At 74.2% G+C, this 11737-nt stretch carries 11 protein-coding genes; 5 read left to right on the forward strand and 6 right to left on the reverse strand.

All coding sequences use genetic code 11. The annotated features are described in order from the left end of the window. Window positions 1-61 precede the first annotated feature (61 nt). Window positions 62-2293: a glycoside hydrolase family 3 C-terminal domain-containing protein gene (locus tag LY71_RS13165; protein ID WP_106278185.1), complete on the forward strand. Its 2232-nt coding sequence runs from the start codon at window positions 62-64 to the stop codon at window positions 2291-2293. A gap of 33 nt (window positions 2294-2326) precedes the next feature. Here the strand turns inward: LY71_RS13165 and LY71_RS13170 are convergent, their stop codons facing one another. From LY71_RS13170 to LY71_RS13195, 6 genes are all read right to left on the reverse strand, one after another. Beyond that, entirely contained in the window at window positions 2327-2572 is a 246-nt protein-coding gene (locus LY71_RS13170; RefSeq protein ID WP_106278187.1) for an antitoxin, read from the reverse strand. A gap of 162 nt (window positions 2573-2734) precedes the next feature. Beyond that, complete coding sequence (locus tag LY71_RS13175; RefSeq protein ID WP_106278189.1) at window positions 2735-4414, reverse strand: MDR family MFS transporter; 1680 nt, start codon at window positions 4412-4414, stop codon at window positions 2735-2737. 84 nt (window positions 4415-4498) lie between these two features. Beyond that, window positions 4499-5101 (reverse strand): acyl-CoA-like ligand-binding transcription factor, encoded by a 603-nt coding sequence (locus LY71_RS13180; RefSeq protein ID WP_106278191.1) that lies wholly within the window; start codon window positions 5099-5101, stop codon window positions 4499-4501. Window positions 5102-5310: 209 nt separating this feature from the next. Further along, window positions 5311-5880, reverse strand: a complete 570-nt coding sequence (locus LY71_RS13185; protein ID WP_106278193.1) for a hypothetical protein — start codon at window positions 5878-5880, stop codon at window positions 5311-5313. Between the two features lie 45 nt (window positions 5881-5925). After that, window positions 5926-6744 carry an IclR family transcriptional regulator domain-containing protein gene (locus LY71_RS13190; RefSeq protein WP_106278195.1) on the reverse strand — a complete coding sequence of 273 codons (819 nt, stop codon included), beginning with the start codon at window positions 6742-6744 and terminating at the stop codon, window positions 5926-5928. 50 nt (window positions 6745-6794) lie between these two features. Further along, window positions 6795-8288 (reverse strand): amidohydrolase family protein, encoded by a 1494-nt coding sequence (locus LY71_RS13195; RefSeq protein ID WP_106278197.1) that lies wholly within the window; start codon window positions 8286-8288, stop codon window positions 6795-6797. Between the two features lie 191 nt (window positions 8289-8479). On the opposite strand from LY71_RS13195, the gene LY71_RS13200 reads away from it, so the two are divergent. Genes LY71_RS13200 through LY71_RS13215 form a run of 4 tightly spaced genes read left to right on the forward strand, consistent with a single transcriptional unit; the run spans window position 8480 to window position 11736 of the window. Further along, on the forward strand, window positions 8480-9682 hold the full coding sequence (locus LY71_RS13200) for a CaiB/BaiF CoA transferase family protein (RefSeq protein WP_106278200.1): 1203 nt from the start codon (window positions 8480-8482) through the stop codon (window positions 9680-9682). Beyond that, entirely contained in the window at window positions 9679-10509 is an 831-nt protein-coding gene (locus LY71_RS13205) for a citryl-CoA lyase (protein ID WP_106278202.1), read from the forward strand. Before LY71_RS13200 ends, LY71_RS13205 begins: the two co-directional genes overlap by 4 nt. Continuing rightward, window positions 10502-11380, forward strand: coding sequence for a DODA-type extradiol aromatic ring-opening family dioxygenase (locus LY71_RS13210; protein ID WP_106278204.1), 879 nt, complete (start codon window positions 10502-10504; stop codon window positions 11378-11380). The genes LY71_RS13205 and LY71_RS13210 overlap by 8 nt, the downstream gene beginning before the upstream one ends. Next, on the forward strand, window positions 11377-11736 hold the full coding sequence (locus LY71_RS13215; protein WP_106278206.1) for a hypothetical protein: 360 nt from the start codon (window positions 11377-11379) through the stop codon (window positions 11734-11736). Before LY71_RS13210 ends, LY71_RS13215 begins: the two co-directional genes overlap by 4 nt. Window position 11737 lies beyond the last annotated feature (1 nt).

The raw sequence follows: 11737 nt of genomic DNA on the forward strand, positions 1-11737 counted from the left end.
CGGCTCCTCCTCGTGGTGGGCTCGTTCCGTACGCGCACGCCGACGACACCCGGGAGCTCCCGTGACCGACCGCCCCGACCTCCAGGGCCTGCCCCTCGAGCGCAAGGCGACCCTGCTCTCCGGCCAGGACTTCTGGTCCACCCCGCCGGTCGAGGAGGTGGGGCTGCCCTCGCTGGTGCTCACCGACGGGCCGCACGGCGTCCGCCGCCAGGCCGGTGACCTCACCGGGATGGGCATCACCGACAACCTGCCGGCCACCTGCTTCCCACCGGCGGTGGCGGTGGGCAACAGCTGGGACCCGTCGGTCGCCGAGCGCATCGGGGAGGCGATCGGCCGGGAGGCACGCGCGCTGGGCGTGCACGTCGTCCTCGGGCCGGGCGTGAACATCAAGCGCTCGCCGCTGGGCGGGCGGAACTTCGAGTACTACTCGGAGGACCCGCTGCTGTCCGGCGTCCTCGCGGCGGCGCACGTCCGCGGGCAGCAGGCGCAGGGCGTCGGCGCCTCGGTCAAGCACTTCGCGGCCAACAACCAGGAGACCGAGCGCATGCGCACCAGCGCCGAAGTCGACGAGCGGACGCTGCGCGAGGTCTACCTGCCGGCCTTCGAGCGGGTGGTCACCGAGGCGGCACCGGCCACGGTCATGTGCGCCTACAACAAGGTCAACGGCGTCTACGCGTCGCAGCACCGGTGGCTGCTCACCGAGGTGCTGCGCGAGCAGTGGGGCTTCGACGGCGTCGTCGTCTCCGACTGGGGTGCCGTCGACGACCGCGCTGCCGCCCTGGCCGCCGGGCTGGACCTGCAGATGCCGAGCGACTCCGGCGCCGGCGACCGGCGGGTGGTCGAGGCGGTGCGGTCCGGGGAGCTCGACGCGGCGCTCGTCGACGCGAGCGCCGGCCGGGTGGCCGCGCTGGCCCGGTACGCCGGCGGGCCGGCCGACGGGTTCGACGCCGCGGCCCACCACGCCCTCGCCCGCGAGCTGGCCGCCGGGTGCGCGGTGCTGCTGCGCAACGAGAACGGCACCCTGCCGCTGTCCTCGGACACCCGGGTGGCCGTGATCGGCGAGTTCGCCCGCACGCCGCGGTTCCAGGGCGGCGGCAGCTCCAACGTCAACGCCACCCGGGTCGACCCCGCGCTCGACGCGATGCGCGAGCTGGCCGGGCGGGAGCTCCCGTTCGCCCCGGGCGTCGGGGACGACGCCGCGGCACGGCGGGCGGAGGCCGTGGCGCTGGCCCGCGACGCGGAGGTCGCGGTCGTGTTCGTCGGGCTGGCCGACGCCGACGAGTCCGAGGGCTTCGACCGGACGACGATCGACCTCCCCGCCGCCCAGGTCGAGCTGGTCCGCGCGGTCGCCGCCGCGGCCCCGCGGACGGTCGTCGTCCTCTCCCACGGCGGCGTGGTGTCCCTGGAGGGCTGGCACGACGCCGTCGACGCGGTGCTCGACGGTGCGCTGCTCGGCCAGGCCGGCGGTGGCGCGCTGGCCGACCTGCTCTACGGCGTCGCCAATCCCTCGGGGCACCTCGCCGAAACGGCGCCGGTGCGGCTGGAGGACTCGCCGAGCTGGCTGTCCTTCCCCGGCGAGCAGGGCCGCGTCGTCTACGGCGAGGGCGTGCTGGTCGGCTACCGCGGGCTGGTCACCCAGGGCCGGCCGGCGCGGTACCCCTTCGGGCACGGCCTGTCCTACACGACCGTCGCCACGTCGGACCTGCGCGCCGAGGTCACCGGCGACGACACGGTCACCGCCTCGGTGACCGTGACGAACACCGGCGACCGGGCCGGGGCGCACGTCGTGCAGGTGTACGTGTCGACGGCGGCCGGGCCGGTGCGCCGCCCGTCGCGGGAGCTGCGCGCGTTCACCAAGGTGGGGCTGGGGCCGGGGGAGAGCCGCGAGGTGGTGCTGGAGCTGGGCCGCCGCGCGTTCGCCTACTGGGACGTCGTGGAGTCCGGCTGGGTGGTGGCGCCGGGCGAGTACGCGGTGCAGGTCTGCGCCGACGCGGAGACGGTCCTCCTGGAGGAGACCGTGACCCTGGCCGGCGACGAGCTGGCGCGGGTGCTGACGATGGACTCCTCGGTCGCCGAGTGGTTCACCCACCCCGCGGCCGGGCCGGCGCTGGTCGAGGCGCTCACCGCGACGATGCCCGCGGACGCCGCCTCGCCCGCCGACCAGGCGGTGATGCTGCAGATGATCGGCTCGATGCCGATGCGCCGGTTCGCCGCCGACTTCGGCTCCGCGCTGCCGACCGACCTGCTCGACCGGCTGGTGGCCGAGACCGCCGCCGCCCGCACCGCCCCCTGACCGTGCACCTCCGCGGAGGTGCACGCTCGCGCCTCAGAGCTGTAGGTGCAGGCGCAGCGCGTCGTCCAGGGCGTCGGGTGTCGTGCTCTCCCACTCGGCCTCCTGGCCCGAGGTGCGCCACTCGGCCCACGCCGCGGCGTGGTCGTCCTCGCCGGCCGGCTGACGGAGCAGCCGGACGACGTACTGCAGCGCTGCCGACCGGGACGGGAGTCCGGCGTCCCGGACGTGGGCATCGAGGATCGCGACATCCTCCTCGGACAGGTCGAGTGCGAGCTCCACCCCTCGATGGTGCCGCTCCGGAGACCGTGGATCGCGCTCGCGATCGCAGGACGTCGCTGGTGTGCACCGTGCACCTCCGCGGAAGTGCATGCTCCCGACGGACCCAGGGACGCCAGTGGCCCAGGACCGCGCGGGTCCTGGGCCACCGGGTGCAGCGGTCGGTCAGACGCGCAGCGCGTCGTCGTCCCGGTCGTCGCGTTCGTCGCGCAGCGTGGGCTCGGGTGCGGGGACGGCGGCGTGCGCGCCCGACCGCAGCAGCGCGGCCAGCTCCTCCTCCGACTCCACGGCCTCGCCGCGGGCCACCATGCCGGCGTGCTCGGAGAGCGGGATCTCCCGGAGCACGAACGACAGCAGCAGCGCGACGGCGAGGATCGGCACGAGGTACCAGAACACCGGGGCGAGGGAGTCCGCGTAGGCGTCGACGATCGCCGTCCGCAGCGGCTCCCCGGCGGCGTCGACCGCGGCCGGCACCAGGGTGTCGGGCGAGGTGATGCCCGCGGCGGCCGCCTGCTCGGCGTTGCCGGTCAGCGCGCCGGTGAGGTTGTCGGTCAGCCGGGTGGTGAACAGCGTCCCGAAGACGGCCACGCCGAGGGTGGCGCCGACCTCGCGGAAGTAGTTGTTCGTCGAGGTGGCGGTGCCGATCTGGCCGGCCGGGACGGCGTTCTGCGCGGCGAGGACGACGTTCTGCATGATCAGGCCGAGCCCGCACCCGAGGGTGAAGAACATCGCGCCGATCGTCCACAGCGAGGTGCCGCCCGACAGCGTCGTCATCCATACCAGCGTCGCGAGGATGACCGCGACGCCGGCGACGGTGAACCGCTTGTAGCGCCCGTCCTTCAGGATGAGCGACGCCGAGCTCTGGATGGTCAGGATGATGCCGGCGGTCATCGGCAGCATCAGCAGGCCGGAGCCGGCCGCCGACAGGCCCGAGCTCATCTGCAGGAACGTCGGCATGAAGGCGATCGCCGAGAACATGCCCAGGCCCACGGCCATGCCGAGCGCGGTGGCCACCACGAAGGTCGGGTTGCGGAACAGCGTCAGCGGCACGATCGGCTCGACCGCGCGCCGCTCGACCAGCACGAACGCCACGGCCGAGACGACGAACGCGGCGGCCAGGGCGAGGGTGAGCGGGTCGGTCCAGCCATCACTGCCGCCGAGGTCGGTGAACAGCACCAGCGACGTCGTCGTGGCCGACAGCGCGACGATGCCCGCGACGTCCAGCGGCGTCGTGCTGCGCTTGCGCGGCAGGGTGAGCGCGGACCAGCCGATGGCGAAGGCGCCCAGGCCGACCGGCACGTTGATCCAGAAGCACCACTCCCAGCCCAGCGCCGCGGAGTCGGTGAAGAAGCCGCCCACGAGCGGCCCGGCGACCGCCGACAGACCGAAGAGCGCGCCGATCGGGCCCATGTACCGCGCCCGCTCCCGGGCCGGGACGATGTCGGCGATGATCGCCTGCGACAGGATCATCAGCCCGCCGCCGCCGAGGCCCTGGACCCCGCGCCAGACGACGAACCAGGTGAAGTCCGGCGCGAGGGCGGCACCCACGCTGGCGACGGTGAACAGGCCGATCGCGACGAGGAACAGCGTGCGGCGGCCCCACAGGTCGCCGAACTTGCCGTAGACGGGCATGACCAGCGTGGTGGCCAGCAGGTAGGCGGTGGTCACCCAGGCCATGTGCGAGACGCCGCCGAGCTCACCGACGATCGTCGGCATCGACGTCGACACGATCGTCTGGTCGAGGGCGGCCATGAGCATGCCGGCCAGGAGCGCCGAGAAGATGACGTTGATGCGCCGCCGGGTGAGGACGATCGGCGGCGCGGAGGGGTCGGGCGGGGCCTGCACGGAGGTCCTCTTTCGGTCGTTCGGCGGTGCCGCGGGCGCGCGGCACCGAGGGGCGAGCGGACGGCGCCGGCCGCTCGGGAGGAGTCAGGAGCGCGGGGCGGGCAGCCCGGCGGCCAGCACGTCCCACGCCTCGTCGACGAGGCGGGGGAGCGATGCGGTGAAGTCCGAGCCGAGCCAGCGGTGCAGCGCGGTCCGCATCGCCGCACCGGCGACGGCGGCGAGCAGCGTCGGGTAGACGTCGGCGTCGACGCGGGTGCCGGTGCGCGCGGCGATGGCCTCGGCGAGCGCCCGCTCGGACCGCCCGAAGACCGCGTGCAGCCGGCTCACCAGCACCGGGTGCGCCTCGATGACCCGCAGCCGCAGCGGCCACAGCCCCTCGGGCTCGGCGGCCATCGCCGCGGCCTGCTCGAGCTGCACGGCGCGGAGCGCGGCGAGGGGCGGGTCCTCCGCCGGGTGGGCGATCAGCGCCGCGGTCAGGCGCTCGGCGTCGGCCGGATCGAGCCCGAGGACGGCGTCGTCCTTGGTGGGGAAGTAGTTGAAGAACGTGCGCGGGGAGACGCCGGCGCGGGCGGCGACGTCGTCCACCGAGACGCCGTCGAGCCCGCGCTCGGCGACCAGCTGCAGGGCGGCCTCGTGCAGCGCGAGACGGGTGGCGAGCTTCTTGCGCTCACGCAGTCCGGACGTCACCGGTCCACGATCACACCATCTTGCAGACTCTGCAATGTTGCGTGCGCTGCACGGCGCGTCGGGACGTCCTCCCGCACCGCAACGCTCGAAGGACCCTCCTGCCCCCCACCGCTCGCAGGCTCGCGGCGGGCCCCTGCAGGAGGGCCGTGCCGCCCACCGTCGGGTAGGACGCGCCGGGATCAGGTCCCCTGATCATCGCGCCCCACCCCTCAGTCGCGGTGGCGCTGCTCCTCGATCGCCCGCAGCACCGTCGTGCGGCCCTTCCCCAGGTCGCGCTCGGCCTGCTCGGCGCGGTCGAGCTGCGAGTCCCCGTGCATCCGGCCCACCCGCTCGCGCGCCTCCGTGGCCTTGACGTCCACGAGCTCGGCGGCCTTGCGGGCCTCCTTCGCCGCGTCGGTGTTGGCCACGTGCTGCTGCTCGGCGCCCTTCTTCCTCGTGTCGGTGGCCGCCTTCTCCTCGTCGGAGAGCAGCTGCCAGGCGGCGTCGGGCAGGTAGCGCCTCGTGCCGTCGGAGCCGCGGGCGCGGTCGCCGCCGTCGGCGGTGTGCCAGTCCTGCTCGCCCCACTCCCGCAGGTGCTGCTGGCTCTTCGTGCGCTCCCCCTCGTGCCGGTAGCCGCCGCCGGCCGCCTCGTACTCGTGGGTGAGCAGCTGGCTCTTGCGCGCCGACCACTGGCCGGGCCTCCCGCCCCGGTCCCCGGCCTTGATCTCCTCCTTGAGCCGCGCGCGCAGCTCCGGGTCCGTGTAGTCCTCGGCGTAGTCCTCGGCCGACTTCCCGCTCATGGCACGGGGGCTACCCCGATCGGTCGCGCGTCATCCAACGGCGTCTCACCCAGCGGAGCGCGGCCGGTCCACCTGCACGTGCGGCCGCGACTGCCACCGCGTCCAGTCCGCGCTGACCTCGCCCGCCGTGCACAGCAGCCGGGGCAGGTGCTCGGCCAGCAGCCGCTCGGTGGAGGTCTCGGCGGCGTGCACCGTCACGTTCATCGCGGCGCGCACGGCGCCCTCCCCGTCGCGCACCGGGACGGCGACCGAGCGGACGCCGGGCGCGAGCTCCTCGTCGGCCAGGGCCCAGCCGCGGGCGCGCACCTCGCTGAGCTCCTCGCGCAGCTGCTCGGGCGTGCGGCGGAGGGGTGCCGGCAGCCCCGAGCGGCTGGGCTCGGCGAGCGTGGCCGCCAGCTGCTCCGGCGGCAGCGCGGCGAGCAGCACCTTGCCCTGGGAGGTCTGGACGGCGGGGAACCGGGTGCCGACGTCGACCCGCAGGGCGATCAGCTTGGGCACCGAGACCCGCGCGACGTAGACGATGTCGGACCCGTCGAGCTGGGCCATGGACGACGACTCGCCGGTCCGCGCGACCAGCGCCTCGAGGTGCGGCCGGGCGACGTCCCACAGCCCCAGCGACCCGACGTAGGCCATGCCCAGCGACAGCACCCGCGGGGTGAGCGAGAAGACCCCGCCGGCCGAGCGGACGTAGCCGAGCTCCTCGAGCGTGAGCAGCAGCCGCCGCGCCGTCGGCCGGGCCAGCCCCGCCGCCGCGGCGACCTCGCTCAACGACATGGCCGGGCGGTCGGCCCCGAAGCAGGTCAGCACGTCCAGGCCCCGGGCCAGCGCCTCGACGAAGTCCGGTCCCTCACCCCGTCCGGCCACGACGTTCCCCCTCGTCCCGAGCCTGCTCCTCCCGTACCCCGGCGGAGCGCTCAGTCCTCCCCGGCCAGGTGGCGTTCGAAGGCCGCCTCGCGCGCCGCGTGCGTGCTGTCCGACCGGTAGTCGGTGTACTGGTAGGGGTTGTCGAGCACCTCGGTCGAGGGCAGCTCCGGGTCCATCCCCGACAGCCACACGTCCTCGCCCATCTCGGCGCGCAGGTGCTCCACGGTCGCCTCGACCTCGCGCCGCACCGCCCCGAGGTCGACGCCGACCAGCCGGTGCCCGGACTTCACCACCCGGCCGTCGACCAGCACGGTGTGCACGTCCCCGCGCTGGGCCTGGAAGGCGATGTGGCCGTAGGGGTTGAGCAGCGGGAACGACACCGGCGAGGCCTCGTTCTTGACCAGCACGACGTCGGCCTTCGCGCCCGGGACCAGCCGGCCGAGGTCGTCGCGGCCCAGCGCCGTGGCGCCGCCGCGAGTGGCCCACTCGACGACGTGCTGCGCCCGCAGCGCCAGCTGGGTGACCGTCTCGCCCTTGAGGTGGGCCTCGAAGTGCTCGCGGGAGCGGTCAGCGCCCAGCGTCGTGCGCATCGCGGAGAACAGGTCGCCGCTCCACCACACGCTGGTGTCCATCGACAGCGACACCGGGATCCCGTGCGCGCGCACCTGCCAGGTGGGCGGGTAGCCCTGCCCGGCGCTCTGCTCGGACTCCGTGGACACCGAGATCGACCCGCCGGTGGCGGCGATGCGGTGGTAGCTGTCGGGGGAGAGCGAGGCGGCGTGCACGTACACCGTCTCCGGCGTGGCAAAGCCGTGCTCGTGCATGAGCCGGATGCCCTCGTCGTCGGTCGCGCCCCAGACGCCGGCGTGGGTGGTCACCGGCAGGCCGAGCTCGCGGGCCACCTCGAAGGCCGCCTTCTCCGGGAAGGCCGGGTCGCCGGTGACGTCGAAGGCGAGCTGGAAGCCGAGCAGGTCGCCGGCGCCGGTGCGGCGGCGCTCGAGGAAGGCCTGCACCGCCGGGTCGGCGGTCCACTCCCAGGGCGCGGCCTGGATGTTGCCGTAGGCGAGCACGTAGCGGCCGGGCACCGACTGCAGCGCGTCGACGGCGGCCTCGGCGTGGTCGACCGTCTGCAGCCCGTGCGACCAGTCGACGACGGTGGTGACCCCGGAATCGAGCGCCTCGACGGCGGCCAGCCGGTTGCCGGCGGCGACGTCCTCGGGGCGGAAGCGGCGGCCGTGCTCGAGGTAGTACCAGACGAAGTACTGGGTGAGCGACCAGTCGGCGCCGTAGCCGCGCATCGCCGTCTGCCACATGTGCCGGTGGGTGTCGATCATCCCGGGCATGACGACGCCATCGGTCGCGTCGACCTCCGCGGTGCCCTCGGGGACCTCGAGCCCCGGCCCGACGGCCGCGATCCGGTCGCCGACGACCAGCACGTCGGCGTCGCGCAGCACGGTGCCGGCGTCGTCCATCGTCAGCACCGTGCCGCCGCGCAGGACGACGGGGCGCCCGGCCTGCGGGGCGGGGGACGCGGGCTCGCTCATGCAGGTCTCCTCGGGCGGGGACGGACGGACGTCCGCCTGACGGACAGGTGGTCGCGTCCGGCCACCCTGCGCGTGACCTGCGCCACCTGTCAAGCGGCCGGCGCTGCGGTTGACAGCGTGCGACGACGGTGCCGAGGATCGGCGCGGACGACGGACGGCTGTCCGCCGGATCCCGACGGCGAGGAGCGACGATGACCCCAGGACCCGCCGGAGCCGGCGCCACGCCCCCCCGGGGACCGCTCGCGGGGCTGCTGGTGGCCGACTTCTCGCGGATCCTGGCCGGGCCCTACGCCACGATGCTGCTGGCCGACCTCGGTGCCGAGGTGGTCAAGGTCGAGGGCCCGGGCGGCGACGACACCCGCACCTGGCAGCCGCCCGTGCGCGAGGTCGACGGGCAGGGGGTGTCCACCTACTACCTGGGCGTCAACCGCAACAAGCGCTCGGTCGCCCTCGACCTGAAGGACGGCGCCGACCTGGCGGCGGCCCGCGAGCTGGCCCGTCGCGCCGACGTCCTGGTGGAGAACTTCAAGCCCGGCGGCCTGGCCCGCTTCGGCCTCGACTACGACATGGTGGCCGCGACCAACCCCGGCGTCGTCTACGCCTCGATCAGCGGCTTCGGCAGCGGACCCGGGGGGCGGTCGCTGCCCGGGTACGACCTCATCGTGCAGGCCATCTCCGGGCTGATGAGCCTCACCGGCGACCCGGACGGTCACCCCTACCGCGCCGGGGTGGCGGTCTTCGACGTCATGGCCGGGCTGCACGCCACGATCGGCGTCCTGTCGGCGCTGCACCTGCGGCAGGCCACCGGCCGCGGCCAGCACGTCGAGGTCAGCCTGCTCTCCAGCGCGCTGTCGGGGCTGGTCAACCAGACCTCGGCGTACGTGGCCGGCGACGTCGTCCCGTTCCGGATGGGCAACAGCCACCCCAGCCTGTTCCCCTACGAGCCGCTGCCCTGCGCCGACGGCGAGCTCATCGTGACCGCCGGCAACGACGGTCAGTTCCGCAAGCTGTGCGAGGTGCTCGGCGTGCCGGAGCTCGCCGACGACCCCCGCTTCCTGCGCAACGAGGACCGCACGGCCAACCGCGGGCAGCTGCGCCCGCTGCTCGTCGAGCGGCTGCGCACCCGCACCAAGATGGACTGGTTCCGCGACATCATCGGCGCGGGCGTCCCGTGCGGGCCGATCAACACGATCGACCAGGGCGTCGCGTTCGCCGAGGAGGTGGGCCTCGACCCGGTGGTCCCCGCCGGTGAGGGCCCGGCGGCCCTGCCCACGATCCGCAACCCGATCACCTTCTCCGACACCGCCGCGGAGTACCGGCTGCCGCCGCCCGCGCTCGACGAGCACGGCGACGAGATCCGCCGCTGGCTGGCCGAGGGCGAGGAGGCGCCGTGACGCAGGACGACGGGGCCGGCTACCCCACGGCGCTGGGCGCCTCGAGCCGGGAGTCGATCACCCTGCTCGGCACCGACCTCGCCCGCGACGTCATGGGCAGCGTCGGCTTCGGCGAGCTGGCGTTCTGGCTGGCCACCCAGCGCCGGCCGACGCCGGGGGAGACCCGCGTCTTCGAGGCGGTGCTCGCCGCGCTCGCCGACCACGGGTTCACCCCGACCGCGATCGTCACCCGGCTGACCTGGCTGTCGGCGCCGGACTCGGTGCAGGGCGCACTGGCCGCCGGGCTGCTCGGCGGCGGCTCCCGCTTCCTCGGCGTCACCGAGGACTGCGGCCGCTTCCTGCACGGCGTGCTCGCCGACGCGGGCGAGCTGCCCACCGACGACGCCGGCTTCGACGCGCTGGCCCTCGAGACGGTGACCGCGCAGCGGGCCGCCGGCCGGTTCGTGCCGGGGCTGGGCCACCACGTGCACAAGGACGGCGACCCGCGCACCCCCCGGCTGTTCGAGATCGCCGCCGAGGAGGGGCTCACCGGCCCGCACCTGCGGCTGTTCGCCGCCATCGGGCGGGTGCACCCGCAGGTGCTGGGGCGGACGCTGCCGCTCAACGGCGCCGGCGTCTGCGGCGCCGCGCTGGCCGACCTCGGGCTGCCGCTGGAGCTGCTGCGCGGGTTCGCGCTGCTGGCCCGCACCGCCGGGCTGATCGGCCAGCTCGCCGAGGAGATCCGCTCCCCGGTCGCCAACGACGTCTTCCTGTCGGTCGACCTGCACAACCGCTCCGTCGCCCCGGACCCGTACGAGCCCGAGAACCTGGGAGGTCCCCATGGCTGAGCTGGCCGCGGTCATCGCGTCCACCCACCACCCCTTCTACTACCGCGCGAGCACGTCGACCGGCGCCGACCGGCCGCCGTTCGCCGACGAGTGGGTGGCCAAGATCGAGCGGTTCCGGGAGACCCTGACCCGGGCCGAGCCCGACGTGCTGGTGATGGTTGGCAGCGACCACTTCCACCAGCTGTGGCTGGACAACATGCCGCAGTTCCTGGTGGGCAAGGCGCCGTTCTTCGACGCGAACTTCTACAACGAGGAGCGCGAGTTCGGCCTGCCGCGGATGACGCTGCGCGGCGAGGAGGACCTGGCCGCGCACCTGCTGCGCGACGGCCTCGACCGCGACTTCGACCTGGCGTTCTCCAACGAGCTGCGCATCGACCACAGCATCACGTGCCCGATCATCACGCTGCGCCCGCAGGCCGACCTGCCGATCGTGCCGGTCTACACCAACATCTTCGCCCCGCCGCTGCCGCAGCCGCGCCGGTTCGTGGCGCTCGGGAAGGCCATCCGGGAGATGGTCGAGTCCTGGGAGTCGGACAAGCGGGTCGCCGTCATCGGCACCGGCCACCTGTCGCTGGAGCTCGGCGGCCCGCGCCAGTTCGGCGAGCACGGGCCCGACCCGGAGTTCGACCGCAGGGCCGTGGAGTGGATCGCCTCCGGCGACGTCGAGGGCTGCCTGGCCGAGGTCTCCCTGGACTCCCTGCACGCGCCGGGGAACGCCACCCACGGGTTCATGGACTTCATGCTGATGATGGGTGTCGCCGGCGAGGGCGCCAAGGCTGACCACGTCGACACCCTCGACCTGTTCCACACGATGGAGGCCTACTTCACCTGGTACCCGAACGGCGTCCCCGGAGAGGTGGTCCCGGCGTGAGCAAGTACCTGCTGGACAAGTTCCTCTACACCGTCGACCGCGACCCCGAGCTCGTCGAGCGCTACCGCGAGGACCCCGCCGGCACGGTGGAGTGGTGGGAGGCCGAGATGGCCAACCGCATCCTCAACTGCGCCTCCGCCGAGAGGAGCACCTGGCTGGAGTTCACCGAGGACGAGCGGCGGGCGCTGCGCGAGCAGGACCACGTGACGCTGTTCCAGATGGGCGCCCACCCGTTCCTCACGCTCACGCTCTTCATCGCGGTGTTCGAGCGCGACCACGGGCCGCTGGAGTACCAGAAGGCCTACGGGAAGGCGATGGAGCACATCTCGCTGCCGTACCCCGACATCAGCACCTGAC

The organism is Geodermatophilus tzadiensis (assembly GCF_003002915.1).
GTDB classification, from domain to species: domain Bacteria; phylum Actinomycetota; class Actinomycetes; order Mycobacteriales; family Geodermatophilaceae; genus Geodermatophilus; species Geodermatophilus tzadiensis.